We start from the raw sequence: 20,629 nt of genomic DNA on the forward strand, positions 1-20,629 counted from the left end.
GCTGTCAGATCAGGCCATCATCGCGGGTGGCAGAACGGGTGCCGATCTCGTCAAGTTCGTCCTGTTCTTTCTTGTCGGCTTCAGCCTGTTCTGCTTCGGCGCGATTGCGTTCGGCAATCTCGGCGGTTTTCAGTTCCTTGAAGGCATCGGCAACCTCATCACGAAAGGCGTCGATCTTTTCTTCCTGTGCGGTAATCATTTTGCTGATCGCTTCACGTTCGGCGATCACGGCATTGGCAAAGCCGCCATAGGCAAAACCGGCAAGTTCGGGATTTTCGGCAGCGACTTTCTGCTCGGCGATCACGGCCTGTTCAAGTGCAGCTTTTTCGGCCTCAAGATTACCAAGAACGCCAAGCATCTCGCCCAGTTGGCGTTGCTTGTCATCAAGCGCCCATTTGCGCATTCGAACCAGTGTTTTGAAATCCTTGGCCATGGCCTATGTCCTGACACGCGTCGCGCTCAGCAGCGGTACCGGACCGATTGGTAAAACCATCATCACGAACGGTTATCCTTTATTGTCTGTCCCGGCCAAGTGCGCGCTTGGCTTCGTTAAGGTCGCGCTCATTGTCGCCTTTTGATCGGCTATTGACCTTGGGGCCGCGATTGATCTTTGGACCGGTCGAGGGCGGTGGTGCGGGCCGTGGCGGCGGCATCTCGTCAGGGATGCCTTGTGCAGCTTGAGCATTTTGGGCCGCCTGCTGGGCTTGCTGTGACTGTCTGCCTTTGGCAATGCGCGGGTCTTCGGGTTCCTGTGGCAACATGTCAAGTCGACGCGCCAGTTCAAGATACCCTTCGTTTAACCGGGTACATTCGGTTTTACGCTGCTTGAGGAATTCCTCGATCAGCGGGAAATAGTGGATGGCTTCATCGACCTTGTGATCTGTTCCCTGACGATAGGCGCCCAACCGGATCAGCTCGGCCATATCTTCGTAGGTTGCAAGCAACTGACGGGCACGGGCAACGATCTGGTTTTCTTCCTCACTGTTACAGCCGGGCATCGTACGCGACACGCTACGCAGGATATTGATTGCCGGATAGCGTCCCTGTTCGGCGATACTGCGGTCCAGAACCACATGACCATCAAGAATGCCGCGCACGGCATCGGAAATCGGCTCATTATGATCATCGCCGTCAACCAGCACCGTGAACAGGCCGGTAATGGATCCCTGCCCCGGCCCGCCCGGCCCCGCACGTTCAAGAAGACGTGGCAGTTCGGCAAACACGGTTGGCGTATACCCCTTTGACGCGGGGGGCTCGCCGACTGACAGACTGATTTCACGCTGTGCCATGGCAAAACGGGTAACGGAATCCATCATGCACAGAACGTCTCGCCCGACATCGCGGAAATATTCCGACAATGCCATGGTCATGTAGGCTGCCTGACGGCGCATCAATGGCGGCTCATCCGAGGTTGCCACCACGACCACAGAACGGCGCAGGCCTTCTTCACCCAGATCATCCTCGATGAACTCGCGCGCTTCGCGACCACGTTCGCCGATCAGGCCGACGACAGATACATCCGATGTTGTATGGCGGGTCATCATGGACAGCAAACTTGATTTACCCACACCCGACCCGGCAAAGATGCCCATACGCTGCCCGCGACAGCAGGTCAGAAACGTATTCATCGCCCGGATGCCCAGATCGATCTTGCCTGCGACGCGCTGACGCGAATGGGCCGATGGCGGCATGTTGCGGATCGGATAGGCCCTGTTGCCCTCGGACAATGGCCCCTTGCCATCCACCGGTTCGCCAAAGGCATTGACCACACGCCCAAGCCAGCTTTCATCCGGATAGACTTGTGGCTGGGCATCCCCCAGTTCGACCTCGCAACCGATCCCGATACCGTCAAGAATACCGAATGGCATCAAAAGGGCCCGTTCATTGCGGAAACCGACGACCTCGCAAATGACTTCCTTGCCATCGCGACGTTTTACCTTGCAGCGATCGCCGACCGAAAGCGCCCCCTCAACCCCGCCAATCTCGACCAGAAGGCCCAAGACAGCCGTCACGCGTCCGACCACACGATAGTCGGGAATGCGTCGGAGTTCGGCGATGATGTTGCGACCAATCTGAAACACGCATCAGACCTTTTCAGCCAGCGGTTGATGTCAATTTCCATGGCGCGGGAAATTTCCCCGCCAAATTCAAAGGGGACTGGCAAATCGCGCCGCGTCGTACCAGATATATTGACATAATTGACGTTAAAAAGCTGTGTAGACGAAAAAAAGACAATTTTTTTGTTTACACACCCCTTCGAGGTTAACGCCGCAAACCGTTGGGAAATCTCGTATTCCGCCCCCGAGTCGCTTCTTGAGATCAAAAAAAGTTAACAAGATGCGACTCGCCTGCTTGCCACGAGTCGCAAAGCAACGTATCGTTAACGGAATGGGAAAAAATTTCCCACCGACAAACGTTGGGGCGCTTGTCAAATAACCGGATCAACACGGACTTATTGCGGAACACGGTAACGGAGCAGAGACATGCGGGTGCTGCTTGTAGAGGATGACAACACCTATGCTGACAGCATCGAATTGATGCTGAAGTCGGAAGGCATGGTGATTGACACAACCGACCTTGGGGAAGATGGTCTCGAGATCGGCAAGCTTTACGATTATGACATTATTCTTCTGGACCTGATGCTGCCAGATATTGACGGCTATGAGGTTCTCAGACGTTTGCGCGACGCACGCGTCGATACGCCGGTCCTGATCCTGTCGGGTCTGACCGAAACCGAAGACAAGGTCAAAGGCCTTGGCTTTGGCGCAGATGACTATCTTACCAAGCCGTTTGACAAAGTCGAGCTGCTGGCACGTATCCAGGCGATCGTTCGTCGTTCGCGTGGCCATGCCCAGTCGATGATCTCGACCGGAAAACTGAATGTGAACCTTGATGCCCGGACTGTCGATGTCGATGGATCACCGCTGCATCTGACCGGCAAGGAATATGGTATCCTTGAATTGTTGTCGCTGCGCAAAGGCACGACATTGACCAAGGAAATGTTCCTGAACCACCTTTATGGCGGTATGGACGAGCCGGAACTCAAGATCATTGACGTTTTTGTCTGCAAACTGCGCAAGAAAATCCAGTCTGCAACCAAAGGCGACAATTACATCCATACGGTTTGGGGCCGGGGCTATGTGCTGCGCGATCCCGATACCAACAGTGCTGCCGCCTGACATCTGACTGTTCCTGTCCAAAGAGTCCGGAAACGTCACAGCAGTGCTCGTTACAAAAAACGCCCCGGTCTGCACCGGGGCGTTTTTGCATTCAGAATGCCTAAGGCAGATGAATAAACGGGTGAATGATGCCATTGACCTGTAGCCAGTCAAACAGCTCGAATAGCGGCACAGCCAGAAAGAACACCAATCCGTCACGCAATGTTCGCCACAGTAATTTGGGCCGAACTTCAAGCGCGTCCATATCTTTCCAAGTGGAAAAGCGCGGGCCAAACCGGGGAACACGCGCCCGGTAGGCATCGAATTTCGGGCCAAACAATTGCGCAAGCGCGCGCTCTTCCCGCAAGGTCACCGGCAGAAACACGGCAATCGCACCAAGAACAAAAACGAGTGAAATCACAAGGCTGCCTGTCTGCGCGCCGATACCGGCAGCACCGATAAAGCTGAAGACATAGAGCGGGTTACGACTGATGGAATATGGGCCGGTGTCGGTCAGTTGCCGGGCTTTTCGGCCACCGATATAAAGTGTGCACCAGCCACGTCCCAAAATGGCAAGGACAATCAGGCAAATCCCGATCACTTCGACCAGCTCATGGGTCGACATCTGAACTTTGGCAAGCGACTGGACCAGTGGCAGGGTGCCAAGCAAAAGAATGGCAAGTCCGGCAATCACCAGCTTGCGACGTCGCTGCAATAGTGAAAGTGCCTGACGCGGCGCCGATACAGTCCCGGTTGAGTGGTGGAGCATATCAAATCCCGACGTTTCAGTTTAACGGAAACAGTCGGGACACACCGCCTGCCGACTACTTCTTGTCGTCCGGTTTGCCGAAACGTGATCGGTCAAAAGTCGTTGACGGGCGGGTCGTTCCCGAGGAACTCCCTGTGCTTCCTGTGCCTGTCGTCGGCCTTGGCGTCGTTCCACTGGTACTTGTGCCGGTACCAAGCGGGCGGCGATAGGTCGAACCGGTTGTCCCGGTCGTTCCTGTGGTTCCCGGACGGGTCGTTGAACCAGTACCAGTCGAACCTGACGGTTTGCTGAACGTGCTTCCCGTTGTTCCAGCCGGACGGATCGTGGATCCCGTCGTGCCAAGCGGACGCTGGGTTGCGCTGCCCGCGGTGCCGGTTGTGCCCGTCGTCGAAGGACGAATACCGGCTGTACCGGTCGTGCCGGTGCTCGCAGGACGTGGCGCAGTTGCGCTGCCCGCTGTACCTGCAGTCCCGGCACCGGTTTGCATATGCTTGGGTTTGGGGAATGCAAAGCCCCCCGCAGCAGCACCGCCTGCGGCAGCCGCAGCACCGCTTGCCTGCACCTTTTCAAGGGCTGTCAAATCGACTTCTGGTGCCCCCGGACGGTTCAACTGATAAATCCCGCGCTGGCGGGCCAGCGGTTTGAATTTGTCGGAAATCCCCAGAACCGTCTCAGCACCGCCAAGGAACAGGAAACCGTCATCAGGCATCAGGGCCGAAACACGGGCAAGGACATCACTTTTGGTCGGCTGATCGAAATAGATCAGGACGTTACGGCAATAAACGACGTCAAACTGCCCCAGCGGACGGAAATCCTCAAGCAGGTTGAATTCCTTGTATTGCACCTTCGAGCGGATATCGGCGGAAATCTGCCACTGATCTTCCTTTTTCTGGAAATACTTGACCAGAAGCGTAATCGGAAGGCCCCTTTGGACCTCGAACTGGGAATACAGACCGGCGCGGGCCTTGGCCAGAATTTCGCGCGAAATATCGGTTCCGATGATCTCAACCCGCCAACCAGCAAGCTGGGCCTTGAAGTCATCAAGGATCATCGCCAGTGAATAAGGCTCCTGCCCCGAAGACGCCGCCGCACACCAGATACGTAAATGCCGTTTCGCGGCACGTTCCTTGATCATGTGCGGCAAGACAACGTGGCGGAACTGATCAAAGGGTTTTGTATCGCGGAAGAAGAAGCTTTCATTGGTGGTCATCGCGTCGACGACTTCTTCAACCAGATTGCGGTCGCCGCCACGCAGCGTACCGATCAGTTCACCCAGATCCTTAAGACCGCGCTTGCGCGCAATCGGCATCAGCCGGCTTTCGAGCAGATAAGTCTTGTCCTCGCTCAGAACGAGCCCGGACTTGGACTTTATCAGTCTGCTTACGAAATCGAAGTCTTCCGGCTTCATCATTATGGGTTAACGACCCCCCGCAAATTTTTTGATATAGGCCGCAATTCCGCCAACTGGCAGGATAGCAGAACAGATACCCGCATGTGCTGCTGCCCCTGGCATTCCCCATACAACACTGCTTTGTTCGTCCTGCGCAACAACCATGCCCCCTGCATTGACGACGTCGCGCCCCCCCAACATACCATCCTGCCCCATGCCGGTCAGTATCGCGGTTAGAATATTTCCACCATAACTCGCAACCAGACTGCGCAACATCGGATCCACCGACGGGCGGCAGAAGTTTTCTGGCGGGTTCTGGTTCAACATCAGATGGCGCGAACCACCGCGCCCCTCTACTGTCATGTGGTAATCGCCGGGCGCAAGGTAAACCTGTCCACCGGCAATCGGCATATTGTTCTTGCCTTCCTGACACTTCAAACCGGTCAGACGGGTGATATGTTCGGCCAGAATGGTGGTAAAGGTTGCCGGCATATGCTGGGTAATGAAAATCGGCTGACGCACACCGTTCAGCCCCCGCAAAACTTCAAACAGCGCCTGCGGACCACCGGTCGAGCTGCCAATTGCAATCGCTTCGACAGTCAGGCGCTTTTCAGGCAACAGCGTCACTTCGCCACGCGATGCCGGACGACGGACAGGTGCCGGTGCAACACCACCGCGCGCAGCACGACTGACCTTTGCGCCATCTGCAACATTCGCAGATGCGCGCTTGGGTGCCGCGACAGTACGCGCTGCTGATGCAGTGGGTGATGTTCGTGACGGCGTGGACGCGGACTTGTGTCCGCTTCCGCCGGCCGCGATGGCCGCATCCCGGATCAGACGCCCCGGATCACGCGAAGGTGTCTGGGGACGGGTTGGGATCGCATTTGAAACTGCAGCGCTGCGGGTCGCTGAAACACCGTCAGAAGAAGCAGCCTTGTCGGCCCCGGACGACGGTTGTGCCGATGTCGGGGTCTGCGATGCCGGGTTTGGCTGTACCGGTGCCGGACGCGTTTGCATGGCTTGCGGACGCGGATGCTGTTGCATCGGGCGCGGACGCAGTTCGGCGGTAAACCTTTTGCGCTGAATGCGGCCCTGTTTATGAAGCTGCTGATGCTCAACCGACATTTCAGCCCGGAAGGCTGTCGCCTTGCCGTCCTGATGGCCTGTTGTGTCATCATGTTCATGATCTTGTTCGGGCGAGTGCGCCGCCAGCCGCTCGGACGCCTGACCTGCCTCGGGTGCCGGAGTATCGGCTAATTCCTGCCGAACTTCGGCCTGCTGTTCGATATGGGCATGTTCGACCTCGAGCATCTTGCGACGCTGTTCGGCCCATGCCTTTACCTTGTCCAGAAGCTCGGCCCGGAAACCTGCCCCGACATTCAGATCCTTTGATGAACTTGGTTTGGGGATATAATCCACCGCACCAAGGGTCATCGCCTGGAAACTGATATCGGCATTCCGCTTGGTCAGGGTCGATGCCATGATCACCCGGACTGTCGGATCGATTTCCAATAGTTTGGGCAAGGCAGTCAGCCCATCCATCACCGGCATTTCGATATCAAGAACAATGACTTCGACGCCACCCTGTTCCATTACCGACAATGCTTCTTCGCCATTATTGACCGATCCGACGACTTCAATCTCGGCGTCCTCGGTCATCATGCGTGTCACAAGTCCGCGCACAATGGCGGAATCGTCCACAATCAGAACTTTGTATGGCGAATGGATAGGCGTGTCTTCCACGTAGCAGCGTCCCCGCGTGAGTCAGGAGATCAATCTCGGAAGTCCGGAAAGGACAGAAACAGGGTCGACCGGACTAGATCAGGCCGACCTGTTCAAACTTCGCCTGAATGATCTCACTGTCGAACGGTTTCATGATGTATTCGTTCGCACCGGCTGTAATTGCTTCCTGGATATGTTCCAGATCGTTTTCCGTGGTGCAGAATACGACGACTGGCTCATCCCCGCCCGGAGTTGCGCGCAAGTCACGCAGGAAATCAATCCCGCTTTTGACCGGCATGTTCCAATCAAGCAGAACTGCTTCAGGCATGGATTCGAGGCATTTTTCCAATGCCTCCTGTCCGTCCACTGCCTCTACGACCGCAAAGCCCAATTCTTCGAGGATGCGGCGCGCCACCATTCGGATGACTTTCGAATCATCGACGACGAGACAACTCTTCATCGACTTCCTTCTCGTTTATTTAGGTCGTTAAGCCACTAACGGCAAAATATCGGACGCATTGCGCGTCCGACACATCAAAATAGGTTACCCAGCCTGCTTGATCGATGAGGTAAAATCAAGCAGACGCGTAACATCAAGAATAACCAGAAGCTTTTTATCCAGACGGAAAATACCGTCGGAAAACTCCCGCCAGCGCGGATCAAGGGTCGCCGGATTCTGTTCAAACGCCTTTTTGGGAACGCTCAGAACTTCTCCGACCTGATCAACCATCAGGCTGTAAAGCTCGCCGCCCTGATCGACGACGATGCTCATGCCCGGATCATCATCGTCCTTGTCACGCAAGCCAAGACGCTTGCGAACATCGATGGCCGTAACGATACGACCACGCAGGTTCAATGACCCTGCGACTTCTGGCGGTGCCAGCGGAATGCGGGTGATGCGCTGCGGTCCAAGAACATCCTGAACCGTCAGAACCGGAATGCCAAAAAGCTGCTTGCCGATATAGGCCGTGACGAAATCCTGGCTGTCACCACCAAGATCAAGTGCGCCGCCTCTTTCATGGCTCGGGACGAGTGCGTTGCTATCGCTCATTGTACTTTCTCCCGATTACACGTTGCTCAATGTCTGGACCAGGGTCGAGACAAGGGCATCACGATCAAACTTCGCGACATAGTCGCTGAAACCGACCTGACGACCGCGTTCGAAATCTTCTTCGCTGGTATGCGAGGACAGGGCAATGATCGGAACTTCACCCCACAGCTCGTCATCCTGAAGCGCTTCGGCGAATTCAAAGCCGTTCATGCCCGGCATTTCGATATCGCTGATAATCGCATCAAACAGGATACCACGGTTCTTGAGTTCCATGGCCTGCTCAGCAGTTTCAACCGCTGTAACCCGGAAACCGGCAACCGACAGCATCGGCGTCAACAGGTTCCGGAAGAACGGGCTGTCATCGATCAGAAGAACACGCTTCTTCTCGCCGCCATTGTCCTCGGTCCCGAACCAGTCGCTGAAGGCCAGTTCAAGATAGTAACCGGCATCGATCAGATCGGTTGCCTTGCCATCGATCACAGCCGAACCGACAAGTCCGTCCTGATCTGCGGTCAGTTCAACATTGAGAACATCGTCAACGATATCGACGATCTCGTCGACGACAAGACCCATGGTCCGTTCGCGATCCTGGAAGACAAGGGTCGGCTGGCGACCTTCGGCCTTCATCTGATAGCTGCCGTCAATAAAGACCAGCGGCATCAGCTTGCCACGATACTGAACCAGCGGACGTCCGTTGGAATGTTCGATATTCTCGACATCGATTTCCTCAAGGCGGGCAACAAGTGCCAGCGGAACCGCACGCACTTCGCTACCACCAGCCCGGAAGACCAGCATCGAGGTTGTTTCGCGATCCGACGAATCGGTTTTGGCTTTGCCTTCAACACCTTGCGAACCACCAACGGTGATTTCGCCGGTACGGGTCGCAATACCGTTCGGGTCAAGGATCATGATCACGCTGCCATCACCAAGGATCGTATTCCCCGAGAACAGCGACAGATCGCGCAGGATCGGTGCAACCGGTTTGACCACGATTTCCTCGGTGTCAAACACGCGGTCAACGATGATACCGAACGAATAGGTCCCGACCTGTGCGACAACGATGAATGCTTCTTCATCAACACTTTCGTCGGTCTGGTCCTGGGTATCGAGACCCAGAATTTTCTTCAGCGTCACCAGCGGCAACAGGCGGTTACGCAACCGCAGGACCGGGGTGTCGTGAATACGCTCGATCGAATGTTCGGAATTGTTCGATGCACGAACAAGTTCCAGAACGCTGATCTGCGGAATGGCAAAGCGTTCGCCGCCACTTTCGACGATCAGCGCCGAAACAATCGCAAGAGTCAGCGGGATTTTGATGATGAAGGTCGAACCACGGCCTTCAACCGATTTCAGTTCAACCGTACCACCGATCTTTTCGATGTTGGTACGCACAACGTCCATACCCACACCACGACCGGAAACCGAAGTAACCTTTTCCGCAGTCGAGAAGCCCGGCTTGAAGATGAACTGCTGAATCTGCTGTTCACCCATGCCTTCAAGTTCACCTTCGGTGGCCAGACCGTTGGCAATGGCTTTGGCCTTGATCCGATCAAGGTTAAGACCACGACCATCATCGGAAATCTCGATGATGATGTGTCCACCTTCGTGATACGCATTCAGCGTCACGGTGCCGGTTTCAGGCTTGCCTGCTTCACGACGTCCCGGAATATCTTCCAGACCATGGTCGGCAGAGTTACGCACCATGTGGGTCAGCGGGTCCTTGATCAGTTCAAGAACCTGACGATCCAGCTCGGTATCGGCACCGATCATCTGCAGATCGATCTTCTTGTTCATCTCAAGGGCAAGGTCGCGAACAATACGCGGCAGTTTTGCCCAAGCGTTGCCAATCGGCTGCATACGGGTCTTCATCACGCCTTCCTGAAGGTCGGTCGTGATATGTGACAGGCGCTGCAACGGAACGGTAAATTCACTGTCATCCTTGCCGCGAACCATCTGCAACAGCTGGTTACGGGTCAGGACAAGCTCGGAAACCAGCGTCATCAGGTTTTCAAGCAGCTCGACATTCACACGAATGGTCTGAGCCGCGACCGAGCTTTCCTTGGCCTCGCCGCGCGGCGGTTCGGCTTTTTGCTCGGCGGCCGGTTTCTTGGCCGGGGCAACTTGCTGTGACTTCGCTGCCGCAGGCGGTGCCGCAGGAGCAGCCGGCTGTTCCTCCGGTTCCGACGAGGTTGCGAATTCCGGATCAACTTCGGTGGCATCAAAAGCAGCCTGAAGCGCATCACTATCAACCGCGACAGCACTTTCGCCAACGATCAGAGGTTCGTCCTCAACCGGTTCGGGCTCAGGTGCGGCTGCCGGTGCAGCACCACCCAGGATCGTTCCGGTGTCCGCAAAATGGTTCAGGCGGGCAATCAGATCGGCATCATCGCCATCCGGTTCGGCTTCATTCTGCTCAAGCTCGCCAAGCAGGTATTTAATTGTATCGATGGACTCAAGAACCAGCGTTACGGCTTCGGCGGTTACAACCAGCTCGCCGTCGCGGATCTTGCCCAGAACGTTCTCGCCTGCATGTGCGACGGCTTCAAGTCGCGGCAGACCAAGGAAACCACAGGTCCCCTTGATGGTATGCACCAAACGGAAGATGTTCGACAAAATGTCCGGATCATTCGGGTTCTGCTCAAGCTTCACCAACTCAACGTCAAGCGTCGAGAGACTTTCCGAAGTCTCGGTCAGAAATTCACTTAATAGATCGTCCATATACCCCCTCCAAATCTCCGGCAAAGGGACGTTTGCCGGAACCGGAACTCCCATTCTAAACGCGCATGGCGAGAAACGTATGTTACATCGGTTACTTACGTAGAAGCTACCACACGTTATTACCAGACCCGCAGATCAATTTTTTATCCATAGATCAATGCAATATTTGCTTCCTGTTGCAAGACTGAAAGCTCCCCACCCGTCCGATTGGCCAGATTTAACACAAAAAATCCATGTACAGTACGTGGATCAAGCCCGTCTGCGGCGACGTCTTTCTCCAATACTGCCATGACTTCCGGACGAAATGCCGCACGTTTGCCTTCTGCAAGGACGGTTGTGCGACCGGATTCGTGTGAAACCGCAATCTTTCCGCCAAAAGGCAGAGCTTCACGGGCGAGCATCACCATATTGAGAACGACTCGTCCATGAGCTGGATCAATCGGCAAATCAGGCCAATCAAGGTTGACCTTGCCCTCGGCATCATAGGTCTGACGCACCGCATCGCGCATGGATTTGGTATCGACACTGTTGCCCGCCCGGCCAAAGGCCAGCCGGAACAATTGTAGACGCCGTGCAGCTTCGAGGCCGCTTTTGCGCATCAGGGCAAGTGCCTCGTCATCGGCAACGCCATCTTCGCCCATCAGTTCCGCCCCGGCATTGACAGCACCAACCGGGCCGACAAGGTCGTGGCAAATGCGCGAACTGATCAGTTCGATCAGCGTCATTTCAAGGGCGAGGTCCTGAACCATTTTTCGGGTTCTCCAAGGTATTTCTATTTGTTCTTCAGCGCATCACGTCCCCAAACATGACACCCGGTCTCTCTGGTGGCACAGATTGCCCCCTGATATGTTAAGAGCTTATTTAGCGGAGGCGAAATTTAAGCCGCCCAACCCGGCAAATATTGCCGCCTGCCTGTTGCCAGGATGACAGCGCGACGTCCCCGCCGTACTGAATAATTGCGGGATGTCAAAGGCCCAACTATATATATCCCAGACACATTGCAGACTGGGAACCCAATGGATTTCTTGCTGACTCCTGGCACCATCGTTCGCCACCCGAACCAGCCCGATTGGGGGCTCGGCCGTATTCAGGCCGTTGATGGCGACAGAATCGCCGTCAATTTCGAAGAGGCCGGCCGCCAGATCATCCGGCCCCGCCATGTCGTGCTCGAAATTGTCGAGGCCGCTGTCGGCTACGAATAAAGTGCCCTTCATGCGCGCTCGCGCCGGTTTCGAATTACGGGTCCGTGATCAAAGGCCCGAAGCGCTGTCCTTGGCACACGAATTGCTGACACCAATTTATTAATAAATTCGGCGTATGCAGGATCAGGGCCTCATGGATTCTATCCTTACAGATAGATCTGCCTGATCATGTATCACCGTGATAATCAAGGTCTGGACACTTCATGATTGCAGCCAATAAACCACCACGCGACAGTTTTAAGCAGCGCCACCATGTTGCCGCCTTTACGGTACTGGAACAATTCGCCCAGGGGCTGATCCATCACGCGCGCAACCATGGCGGCGCGATTACCGAAGAACAAATCATCAAGGCAATTGACGGTCTTCGCGAAAAGGAAGACCTGTTTGACGGGGCATGGGCGGTTCTTGAAAGCGACCTTGAATCGATCAAGGCCCGTGAACATGCTGCTGTCCGGCACGATCCGTTCGGGCGTTTGCTGGTGTCACGCTTTGAACATCTGCTTGAAGGCGATGCTGCGGGCACGCTTGAAGAAGGCGCATTGTCACGCGACATCCTGCAGCCGTTCTTCAAGGTCATCCGCATGATGGTCGGCATGGACATGCTTCAGGAAATCGACCGCGAAATTCACGAAATCATCGAAGCCCACGCCGAAGACGAAGACGAATTGCGCAATCCGTCGGAATATTGGGACCATCTGGCCAAGGAACCGGCGGTCAAGCTGCGCATCAATCTGGTCTTTGCCCGCATGGCGCTTCATTTCCGCGATTACGATCATCGCAAAAAATGGCTGCTGCAACTGGTCAATGACAACCTGCCGTCTGGCGAAGTCCACTGGCACTTCACCGAGGCCCATTGCGTTCGCCTGCTTGATGCCCTGTTTGGCGATGTTCGTGAAATCCTTCGGGTCCCCGAACATTCCGCAGAACTGGTTGCCAAAATGGGCAGCGAAGATGTCGCAACCCTGCGCGAAGTCATGAAGTCGATTGACGCCGACATTGCCCGCCATTCGGCATCGTAAGCCAGATGCGCCCAAAGCGACGCACAGTTACCCGTCGGTTACCCGCCGGTGACCTATAACAAAGGCCGCACAGGTGATATCATTCTGCACCCTGTGCGGCTTTTTTCGTTTGCACCTGACGGAAAGGTGATCACAGACATTCTAAACGGGCTGGTCAACACCGGGGCTGCTGTGCCACAGTCTGATACCAAGGCCCCGCGAAACCAGAGTTAATGTTGCAAACCAACGCCATGACCAAACCACTGATCGACAAATACGGCCGGCATGTCTCCTACTTGCGCGTTTCTGTAACGGATCGCTGCGATTTCCGCTGCACCTATTGCATGGCGGAAAACATGACCTTCCTGCCAAAATCCGAAGTCCTGACACTCGAGGAACTCGATCAGCTTTGCTCGGCCTTTATCAATCGCGGTGTCCGCAAATTGCGCCTGACCGGCGGTGAACCGCTGGTGCGCCGTGGCATAATGGATCTGATTTCAGACCTGTCGCGTCATCTCAAAACCGGCGCGCTTGATGAACTGACCATGACCACCAATGGCAGCCAGCTTGCCACCTATGCCGATGATCTGGCCCGCCTTGGCGTCAAGCGCCTGAACATCTCGCTTGATAGCCTTGATTCCCAGAAATTCACCGAAATCACCCGCCGTGGCCGCCTTGAACAGGTTCTCGCCGGGCTTGAAGCCGCCAAGGCTGCCGGGATCAGCATCAAGATCAATACGGTTGCCCTTCGGAACTTCAACGAAGATGAAATGTCGCGTCTGGTGTCATGGTGCGGGAAAGAAGGTTTCGATCTTTGCCTGATCGAAACCATGCCGCTTGGCGATATTGATGGCGACCGCACCGATCAGTATTTGCCACTGACTGTGGTCCGCGAACGTCTGGAACAGGAATTCACCCTGATCCCGTCCGATCACGTCACCCCGGGCCCGGCCCGCTATACCACCGTGGCCGAAACCGGTGGGCGTCTGGGCTTCATCACCCCGTTGACCCATAATTTCTGCGAAGGTTGCAACCGCGTGCGTGTGACCTGCACCGGTACGCTTTACATGTGCCTTGGTCAGGAAGACCATGTGGACCTGCGCGCCGCCCTGCGCACCGGCGATCCGCGTGCACTCGATCAGATGCTTGATGCCGCCATGGACCTTAAACCCAAGGGCCATGACTTCGTGATCGACCGCAAAGGCCAGAAACCGGCTGTCGGTCGTCATATGAGCATGACGGGGGGCTAAACGCCTTCTGCGATGGTTTCCGTGAAGTTACTTAATTGATTTGTCAGCACATACATCAAGTGTGACGGGCAATCGATGCAATCGCTACTGCCGAACCCGATTACCGGGATATCGGGCGCATGTAGTTGCAAGCGGGCCCTAAGCTCGCACTCATTCCCGCCCGGCACCACCAGCACAGACACAACCCGCCCTGCCCCGTTTGAGGTCAGTTCATCGACATGCCAATGGGGTTTCTTGTCAGCTTTGCAGTGGCGTTTGACGCGCGCAGCAATGCCGCCGGGGCCGTTGGCCGAGCCACAATAAAGGTAGGTGCCTTTGGGCAAAATGGTTCCGGCAAAACGTTTGTTTCGAAGGGCAAGGTCATTTGCCAGTTCGATCACCAGCACATAGGCCCCGGCAACTTTGGGAAGCTGCCGGAGCGTTTGGTCATTTATCGTTTCAATAAACTGTGTCACTGGCCGTCTTGATCGCGCAACAGCAGATCAATCGAAAGCCCCGGCCCGGCCATGCCATTGACCAGAACCGGTTCGCAATGTTCGTTGATCCGTGACGCTATGCGCTGGCGATAGCCGCTAAAGCGCTTTGATTCCACTACATCCACCGGTTCATCAAGATGCACCTCAACCCGGAAAACGCCCGGTGTCGGGGTGGCCGTCACACTGCGGATCAATCCGGTGACCGCATGGCCAAGGTACGATCCGGCAAAGCGTTTGCCGATGCCAAGATCGGAAACATTGGTCGGGATGTTCCGGCGCGCCATGGCGACCGCGGTATTCCAGTCCCGGAAACCGTGGCTTTGCGCCAAAAGTTCCAGCGATCCGGCATGCGAGATTGATACATCGCGCGCGGCCAATGCTTTGCGCAGGCGTTTTGCCTGTGCCTTGAATTGTTCAGTCGCATCCGTGTCGATATCGGCACGGCTGATATTCAGACTGTTTGAAGTCATTTTCGTCTCCACACAGGAGGCCGGGGGTCCGCATTGCCGGGCCGTACCCTGATCGGGAAACGGGTCCGTTTTATTCATAAGCGCCACTTTACCAAAGGATAACCTTGCGGACGGCGGGTGTGCGCAACCCAAGGCTAGGTAATTAGCGTAATATCGCTTCCAAGACAAGCTTCACAGCATCTTTCACCAATGTTTGTTCCTGCCCCGCGCGCAGAAATTGACAGCCCCCGTGACAACAACATATACCAGAGAAAAGAGGTTTAATCGGGGTCCGCCACATGCCACCGATCATTTATAAGGAATAAACGCCATGGCCATGGAAGCCTATGAAATCGAAAACATGATCAAGGAAGCCCTTCCTGACGCCGATGTCCGGATCGAGGATCTGCGCGGTGATGGCGATCATTATGCTGCAATTGTTGTATCTGAATCCTTCCGCGGCAAAACCCGCGTGGTTCAGCACCAGATGGTTTATTCCGCGCTCAAGGGCAAAATGGGCGGCGATCTGCATGCCCTTGCCCTTCAGACGTCAGCACCGGAATAACCCGCCAGTTGCATGCGCCAGTCGGTATTTTGGCAAAAGGCAAGATTTTTTCGGGCGCCGACCACCTATCGGCGCCCGATTTCGTTAAAACCGGAACCGCCCGCCACCACGCCCGCGATCCGGTTTGACCAGCCCCATTAACTGACCACGGCTCATCAAATGTCATCACAGGAAAAGCCTGCTCTGATCGGTGCCGGACCACTTGCCGGACTTGGTGCCTTTACCATCTGGGGCATTTTTGGCCTGTATTTCAAAATGGTATCCTTTGCGGTGCCGCTTGAAATCCTGTCACACCGGATCATCTGGTCGGCGGTTTTGACATTCGCGATGATCTTTGCACTTGGCCGTCGCAAACAGCTTTGGGTTCTTATTTCCTCGGCCAAGACGCTGGGGCTTTTGTTCCTGAGCAGTTTGCTGGTGGCGGGAAACTGGGTGATCTATATCTGGGCGGTCAATAGCGGCAACGCGCTTGAAGCAAGCCTTGGCTATTACATCATGCCGCTGATCATGCTGATCCTTGCGCGGATTTTCTTTGCCGAAAAACTTAACCGGATTCAGATCCTGTCGGTTGGCATCTGTGCCATCGGGGTCATAAACCTTCTGGTCTTTTACGGCCAATTGCCCTGGATTGCGCTTAGCCTGTCATCCCTTTTTGGCTTTTACGGGGTAATCCGCAAATTTGTACCAGCCGATCCGATTGCCGGACTGTTTGTGGAATGTGCGCTGATCACGCCAATTGCCCTTGGCTATATGGTCTGGCTAAGCGGACAGGGCGGCATGGCATTTGGCCATACCGACACGACCAATGATCTGCTTTTGGTCGGACTGGGTGTTTGCACCACAGTCCCGCTTGTCCTGTTTGCCTATGCCGCGCGGAACATGAAATTCTCGGTTCTGGGCTTGATGCAATATCTCAATCCGACCCTGCAGTTCTTTGTCGCGGTTCTGGTATTTGGAGAAACCTTTACCAGCGCGCATATGGTCACCTATGGTCTTGTATGGTTCGGACTTGGTATTTTTACATGGGATAACTTTCGCACAGCCCGTAAAAACCGCCGCAACAGTTGACAGAACCACAGGTTCCAGCCATATCTTCGGCCATAAAAGTTTAACTCGTTTCCGCGGCCACAAGATCGCCGCTCAAGCCAAGGACAATCATTATGACCGACAATCCGGTTTTCGATCGCATCCAGAAGGACATCAACGATAACGACATCGTTCTGTTCATGAAGGGCACCGCAATGTTCCCGCAGTGCGGCTTCTCTGCTGCCGTGGTTCAGGTCATGGCCGAGCTTGGCGTTCAGTTCAAGGACATCAACGTTCTGGTAGACCCGGCAATCCGCCAGGGTATCAAGGACTTCTCGAACTGGCCGACCATTCCGCAGCTTTACGTCAAGGGCGAGTTCCTTGGCGGTTGCGACATTGTACGCGAAATGTTTGCTTCGGGCGAACTGGCCCAGCATCTTAAAGACAAGGGCGTTGCTGTCGCGGCCTAAGGCGCGCAACACACCCGACGCTAAAACGCGCTGTGGCCATGCCCGGCGCGTTTTTTTTGTGCCTTTGACTGTTCAAAATACATCCTTGGCGTTTATTACCCCTACGTCGCAAAACTATTTCTTGATGCTTGGGACCAAGTTCCCCATCTTTGTGAGATGCGAACCGTCGCGTAACAGGGGAAAAGACCAGGGATGAAACGAGCAATCAAAACAATGGCATGGCTGGCAATCTGGCTGGTTTCTACATGCTTTGTCGCCCAGCACACACCTGCATCTGCACAAATGGCTGCCGTTGCCGCCATGGCCGGATCAAATGATGCTGCCCCTGCCACATCCAGCCCGACCAGCGCGCCCGATGATGTTGCAGCCGAGGCCTTCAGCTATTACGCGTTCCTTGATGATGGCATCAACCGCACCAAGGCCCATATTGACGAAACCCTTCGCGGTTTTGGCGCCTTCCCCGACGAAGTTGACGCCACCCTGGCCCTGATGTCTTCGGATTTCGGCAAGACCGGTCTGATGTGGGTTGCCATTTTCACGGCTGTTTTTGTTGGTGTCGGAATCATTGCCGAGATCATCTATCGCCGGTTTTCTGCATCCATGTGCGCCTATCTTGAGGCCCAGACACCCGAAAAATTCTCCGACCGCCTCAAACAGATCATCGCCCTTTGTGTGCTTTCACTGCTGTCACTTGGTGTATTTGCCATCGGGTCGGTGGGCACATTCCTGATCTTTGACTGGCCGCCGATCATGAAAGCAGCGGTAATGTCGCTGCTGACATCGTTCTTCCTGCTGCGTATCCTGATGATCATTTTGCAGTTCCTGTTTGCGCCCAAGGCCGATGGTCTTCGCATGATCAATGTTGATCCGCTTGCAGCCACTGCCCTGACCAAAAGCCTGACCTGGGCGGCGGGGATTTCCCTGTTTGCCTTCGGGCTGGCCGGTGTATTCAGCGCCGCACCAACCATGGTCCTGGGCGATGTGATCCTGTTTGACCTTGCTGTATTGATCGCAGTCATTTCATTCTGTGTCGCGACATGGTGGCTTGGCCGGTTCTTTGCCAGCCACACAGCAACCAATGAAGTCGAAAAGATCGCCCTGCCAACCTCGATTGCCCGTCTATGGCCCGCGATTGTTTCGGCCTGGCTGATCCTTGTCGGCGGCGCGGCAATTGTCGGGGCGGAGCGCGCGCTCAAGGCCTTGCTGGTGATCGGTCTGGCCTGTCTGTTTGATGTGATCTTCCGCAACATCATCGAAGGCCAGCATCGCATCAAGGTCAAAGCCGCCGAACAGGAAGCAACCGAGCGAAATGCCGCGGCACAGGCAAATGCCCTTGAACATGACGAAGAATACCAGCCGGTCAAACCCAAGCTTCCGGTCTTCACCACCGTCTTGAAACGCGGCGTGCGCCTGCTGGCTCTGGTCTTTGTGCTGGCTGGCATGTGGCGCATCTGGGGTCTGGATCGTCTGGCGATGGCAGAGGATGCCGGGATCTTTGCCCGGATCATTGATGCATCAACCGAAATCATCATGATCCTTCTGATTGCTGATCTGATCTGGTCGCTGATCAAGACATTCCTTGATGAACGCATGAGCGCGTCAAACAGTGGTCACGGCGGTGACGAAGGTGGTGGCGCCGGGCTGTCACGTATTGAAACCCTGCTGCCGCTGCTCAAGAACTTTGCCCTGACGGTAATCGTGATCATGGTGGCCATGGTCACGCTGTCATCGCTTGGCGTTGATATCGGGCCGCTGATTGCCGGTGCAGGCGTGGTTGGTCTGGCGCTTGGCTTTGGCAGTCAGGCACTGGTGCGTGACGTTGTCGCGGGTGTGTTCTTCCTGCTTGATGATGCATTCCGCCTTGGCGAATATATCGAGGTCGATAACCTCAGGGGGCGGGTTGAAAACATCTCGATCCGGTCGATGCAGTTGCGTCACCATCGCGGTCCGCTTCAGACCGTGCCGTTTGGCGAAATCAAATCCATCGTCAACCACAGCCGCGACTGGGTCATCGTCAAACTGGAATTCCGTGTGCCATTTGAAACCGACGTCAACAAGATCAAAAAGCTGGTCAAAAAGCTTTCTGCCGACCTTCTTAATGATCCGCTGATCGGCGACAGCTTCATCGAACCGCTGAAATCCCAGGGCGTGCGCCGGATGGAGGAATTCAACATGGTGATCGGGTTGAAATATACCTCCAAACCCGGTGAACAATTCACCATTCGCAAAACCGTCTATCAAAGCGTTCTGGCGATGTTCAAGGAAAACGGCATCCAGATGGCATCGCGCAACGTCAAGGTCGACGTCCCTGCCGACGCCACATCGGAACAAAAACAGGAAGCCGTTGCCGCCGCAGCCCAACAGGCATCCGAGCAACTCAACAAGCCATAGCTGTTGCTGGCATCCTGACAGGCCTGAAAGACAAAACCCCCGATGCGACATCGCACCGGGGGTTTTCTTTGATCGTTTGGCTGTGATCGGGTTTCTAGCGTGACGCTGCCATGATTGCACTGCCACCAAGCATCAATCCACCACCGCCATAACCAAGATACTGACGGGCCTTTTTGCCCTTAAGCAGGGTCTGCACCCGTGACGCGGCAAAGACATAACTGCACAGAACAGCTGCAACAATCACAAGCGACGTCACCATCAGGATCAGGAACTGGGCCGTCTGATTGCCGGTCGGATCAATGAATTGCGACAGAAACGCCATGTAAAACAGAATGATCTTGGGGTTCAGAACGCCGGTCAGGAACCCCGCCCGCAAACCTGTCCAAAGACCCTGTTCGGCAGGATGGGAAACCACATTTTCCCCGCCATCTGAAACAGCGTGCCCGCCAAATCGGCCTTCACGGCGGGCCTGACGAATTTGCAGGACACCAAGGATCGCCATATAGGCCACGCCCGCCCATTTCACGACCATGAACATCTCGCTTGATGCGGCAAGAACCGCACCAAGCCCAAGATAGGATGCCGTCATCACCGACACACCCCCGGCAAGATCCCCAATCACGCAATAAAGCGCCGCACCGCGTCCGCGCGACACAGATTGCCCCAGCACCATCAGGACGCTTGGCCCCGGGATCAGGCAGATCATGGTATAGGCCGCAACATAGGCAAGCCAGGTTTCAAGATGCATCGGTGTTTCCTTGGCTTCATAACGCACCCAAAGGGTTCGTATGACATTTTTTATATTTTTCCTACCGTCAAGATGCGGCCCGCGGCATGGAAAATCAAGGAAACTCTTTGGGGCAACAAAGTTTGAAATCTCTGTCTGTCAACAAAGCCGTTTGGGCAAAAAACAATCCCGCCAGAGCAATTTCTGACAGGATTATTTCAAAGCTGGCCGATGGTGGCCCGTGATACAGCCAAACAAAAACGCCCG

20 protein-coding genes are annotated in these 20,629 nt (G+C 55.3%); 8 read left to right on the plus strand and 12 right to left on the minus strand.

Annotated features, from left to right (window positions below; all coding sequences use genetic code 11):
* Positions 1-4: 4 nt before the first annotated feature.
* The gene (locus tag WA318_RS14335) at positions 5-433 is read right to left on the minus strand and encodes a flagellar FliJ family protein (RefSeq protein WP_114099013.1); all 429 of its coding nucleotides are present in this window, start codon (positions 431-433) and stop codon (positions 5-7) included.
* A 79-nt stretch (positions 434-512) separates the two neighbouring features.
* Entirely contained in the window at positions 513-2,081 is a 1,569-nt protein-coding gene (gene fliI / locus WA318_RS14340; RefSeq protein ID WP_114099012.1) for a flagellar protein export ATPase FliI, read from the minus strand.
* 402 nt (positions 2,082-2,483) lie between these two features.
* Between fliI and ctrA the strand changes: the two genes are divergently transcribed.
* Positions 2,484-3,179: a response regulator transcription factor CtrA gene (ctrA, locus tag WA318_RS14345; RefSeq protein WP_068518026.1), complete on the plus strand. Its 696-nt coding sequence runs from the start codon at positions 2,484-2,486 to the stop codon at positions 3,177-3,179.
* 100 nt (positions 3,180-3,279) lie between these two features.
* On the opposite strand, the gene WA318_RS14350 is transcribed toward ctrA, so the two are convergent.
* The 7 genes from WA318_RS14350 to WA318_RS14380 form a co-directional block, all read right to left on the minus strand.
* Complete coding sequence (locus WA318_RS14350; RefSeq protein WP_336082159.1) at positions 3,280-3,927, minus strand: methyltransferase family protein; 648 nt, start codon at positions 3,925-3,927, stop codon at positions 3,280-3,282.
* A 55-nt stretch (positions 3,928-3,982) separates the two neighbouring features.
* Entirely contained in the window at positions 3,983-5,338 is a 1,356-nt protein-coding gene (locus WA318_RS14355; protein WP_336082161.1) for a CheR family methyltransferase, read from the minus strand.
* Positions 5,339-5,344: 6 nt separating this feature from the next.
* Complete coding sequence (locus WA318_RS14360) at positions 5,345-7,060, minus strand: chemotaxis protein CheB (protein WP_336082163.1); 1,716 nt, start codon at positions 7,058-7,060, stop codon at positions 5,345-5,347.
* 73 nt (positions 7,061-7,133) lie between these two features.
* Positions 7,134-7,499 carry a response regulator gene (locus tag WA318_RS14365; RefSeq protein WP_114099008.1) on the minus strand — a complete coding sequence of 122 codons (366 nt, stop codon included), beginning with the start codon at positions 7,497-7,499 and terminating at the stop codon, positions 7,134-7,136.
* An 84-nt stretch (positions 7,500-7,583) separates the two neighbouring features.
* On the minus strand, positions 7,584-8,090 hold the full coding sequence (locus WA318_RS14370) for a chemotaxis protein CheW (RefSeq protein WP_114099007.1): 507 nt from the start codon (positions 8,088-8,090) through the stop codon (positions 7,584-7,586).
* 15 nt (positions 8,091-8,105) lie between these two features.
* Positions 8,106-10,808, minus strand: coding sequence for a hybrid sensor histidine kinase/response regulator (locus tag WA318_RS14375; protein ID WP_114099006.1), 2,703 nt, complete (start codon positions 10,806-10,808; stop codon positions 8,106-8,108).
* Between the two features lie 143 nt (positions 10,809-10,951).
* The gene (locus tag WA318_RS14380; protein ID WP_114099005.1) at positions 10,952-11,557 is read right to left on the minus strand and encodes a histidine phosphotransferase family protein; all 606 of its coding nucleotides are present in this window, start codon (positions 11,555-11,557) and stop codon (positions 10,952-10,954) included.
* A gap of 267 nt (positions 11,558-11,824) precedes the next feature.
* On the opposite strand from WA318_RS14380, the gene WA318_RS14385 reads away from it, so the two are divergent.
* The 3 genes from WA318_RS14385 to moaA all read left to right on the plus strand — a co-directional run bounded on the left by WA318_RS14385 (position 11,825) and on the right by moaA (position 14,258).
* Positions 11,825-12,010, plus strand: a complete 186-nt coding sequence (locus WA318_RS14385) for a DUF3553 domain-containing protein (protein WP_068517193.1) — start codon at positions 11,825-11,827, stop codon at positions 12,008-12,010.
* A gap of 203 nt (positions 12,011-12,213) precedes the next feature.
* Positions 12,214-13,029 (plus strand): hypothetical protein, encoded by an 816-nt coding sequence (locus WA318_RS14390; protein WP_114099004.1) that lies wholly within the window; start codon positions 12,214-12,216, stop codon positions 13,027-13,029.
* A 230-nt stretch (positions 13,030-13,259) separates the two neighbouring features.
* Positions 13,260-14,258, plus strand: coding sequence for a GTP 3',8-cyclase MoaA (gene moaA / locus WA318_RS14395; protein WP_114099058.1), 999 nt, complete (start codon positions 13,260-13,262; stop codon positions 14,256-14,258).
* On the opposite strand, the gene WA318_RS14400 is transcribed toward moaA, so the two are convergent.
* Positions 14,255-14,713: a GIY-YIG nuclease family protein gene (locus WA318_RS14400; protein ID WP_336082171.1), complete on the minus strand. Its 459-nt coding sequence runs from the start codon at positions 14,711-14,713 to the stop codon at positions 14,255-14,257. The genes moaA and WA318_RS14400 overlap by 4 nt on opposite strands.
* On the minus strand, positions 14,710-15,204 hold the full coding sequence (locus WA318_RS14405) for a glyoxalase superfamily protein (protein WP_114099003.1): 495 nt from the start codon (positions 15,202-15,204) through the stop codon (positions 14,710-14,712). Before WA318_RS14405 ends, WA318_RS14400 begins: the two co-directional genes overlap by 4 nt.
* Positions 15,205-15,514: 310 nt before the next feature.
* Between WA318_RS14405 and WA318_RS14410 the strand changes: the two genes are divergently transcribed.
* The 4 genes from WA318_RS14410 to WA318_RS14425 all read left to right on the plus strand — a co-directional run bounded on the left by WA318_RS14410 (position 15,515) and on the right by WA318_RS14425 (position 19,635).
* Positions 15,515-15,748 (plus strand): BolA family protein, encoded by a 234-nt coding sequence (locus tag WA318_RS14410; RefSeq protein WP_114099002.1) that lies wholly within the window; start codon positions 15,515-15,517, stop codon positions 15,746-15,748.
* A gap of 159 nt (positions 15,749-15,907) precedes the next feature.
* A complete protein-coding gene (rarD, locus tag WA318_RS14415) occupies positions 15,908-16,816 on the plus strand; it encodes an EamA family transporter RarD (protein ID WP_336082173.1) in 909 nt (302 codons plus the stop codon).
* 92 nt (positions 16,817-16,908) lie between these two features.
* Positions 16,909-17,244, plus strand: a complete 336-nt coding sequence (grxD, locus tag WA318_RS14420; RefSeq protein WP_114099000.1) for a Grx4 family monothiol glutaredoxin — start codon at positions 16,909-16,911, stop codon at positions 17,242-17,244.
* Positions 17,245-17,436: 192 nt separating this feature from the next.
* Positions 17,437-19,635, plus strand: coding sequence for a mechanosensitive ion channel family protein (locus tag WA318_RS14425; protein ID WP_336082176.1), 2,199 nt, complete (start codon positions 17,437-17,439; stop codon positions 19,633-19,635).
* 94 nt (positions 19,636-19,729) lie between these two features.
* On the opposite strand, the gene WA318_RS14430 is transcribed toward WA318_RS14425, so the two are convergent.
* Positions 19,730-20,383 (minus strand): LysE family translocator, encoded by a 654-nt coding sequence (locus WA318_RS14430; protein ID WP_336082178.1) that lies wholly within the window; start codon positions 20,381-20,383, stop codon positions 19,730-19,732.
* Between the last annotated feature and the right edge of the window lie 246 nt (positions 20,384-20,629).

This window comes from Thalassospira sp. CH_XMU1448-2 (assembly GCF_037027285.1).
In the GTDB taxonomy this organism is placed as follows: Bacteria; Pseudomonadota; Alphaproteobacteria; order Rhodospirillales; family Thalassospiraceae; genus Thalassospira; species Thalassospira profundimaris_C.

Bases quoted from the DNA above. Each gene is read 5' to 3' on its own strand.
- ctrA (WP_068518026.1), top strand. From the start codon at position 2,484: ATGCGGGTGCTGCTTGTAGAGGATGACAACACCTATGCTGACAGCATC.
- WA318_RS14335 (WP_114099013.1), bottom strand. From the start codon at position 433: ATGGCCAAGGATTTCAAAACACTGGTTCGAATGCGCAAATGGGCGCTT.
- WA318_RS14385 (WP_068517193.1), top strand. From the start codon at position 11,825: ATGGATTTCTTGCTGACTCCTGGCACCATCGTTCGCCACCCGAACCAG.
- WA318_RS14350 (WP_336082159.1), bottom strand. From the start codon at position 3,927: ATGCTCCACCACTCAACCGGGACTGTATCGGCGCCGCGTCAGGCACTT.
- WA318_RS14410 (WP_114099002.1), top strand. From the start codon at position 15,515: ATGGCCATGGAAGCCTATGAAATCGAAAACATGATCAAGGAAGCCCTT.
- WA318_RS14370 (WP_114099007.1), bottom strand. From the start codon at position 8,090: ATGAGCGATAGCAACGCACTCGTCCCGAGCCATGAAAGAGGCGGCGCA.
- WA318_RS14355 (WP_336082161.1), bottom strand. From the start codon at position 5,338: ATGATGAAGCCGGAAGACTTCGATTTCGTAAGCAGACTGATAAAGTCC.
- WA318_RS14380 (WP_114099005.1), bottom strand. From the start codon at position 11,557: ATGGTTCAGGACCTCGCCCTTGAAATGACGCTGATCGAACTGATCAGT.
- WA318_RS14375 (WP_114099006.1), bottom strand. From the start codon at position 10,808: ATGGACGATCTATTAAGTGAATTTCTGACCGAGACTTCGGAAAGTCTC.
- rarD (WP_336082173.1), top strand. From the start codon at position 15,908: ATGTCATCACAGGAAAAGCCTGCTCTGATCGGTGCCGGACCACTTGCC.
- WA318_RS14405 (WP_114099003.1), bottom strand. From the start codon at position 15,204: ATGACTTCAAACAGTCTGAATATCAGCCGTGCCGATATCGACACGGAT.
- WA318_RS14430 (WP_336082178.1), bottom strand. From the start codon at position 20,383: ATGCATCTTGAAACCTGGCTTGCCTATGTTGCGGCCTATACCATGATC.
- moaA (WP_114099058.1), top strand. From the start codon at position 13,260: ATGACCAAACCACTGATCGACAAATACGGCCGGCATGTCTCCTACTTG.
- WA318_RS14390 (WP_114099004.1), top strand. From the start codon at position 12,214: ATGATTGCAGCCAATAAACCACCACGCGACAGTTTTAAGCAGCGCCAC.
- grxD (WP_114099000.1), top strand. From the start codon at position 16,909: ATGACCGACAATCCGGTTTTCGATCGCATCCAGAAGGACATCAACGAT.
- WA318_RS14365 (WP_114099008.1), bottom strand. From the start codon at position 7,499: ATGAAGAGTTGTCTCGTCGTCGATGATTCGAAAGTCATCCGAATGGTG.
- WA318_RS14425 (WP_336082176.1), top strand. From the start codon at position 17,437: ATGAAACGAGCAATCAAAACAATGGCATGGCTGGCAATCTGGCTGGTT.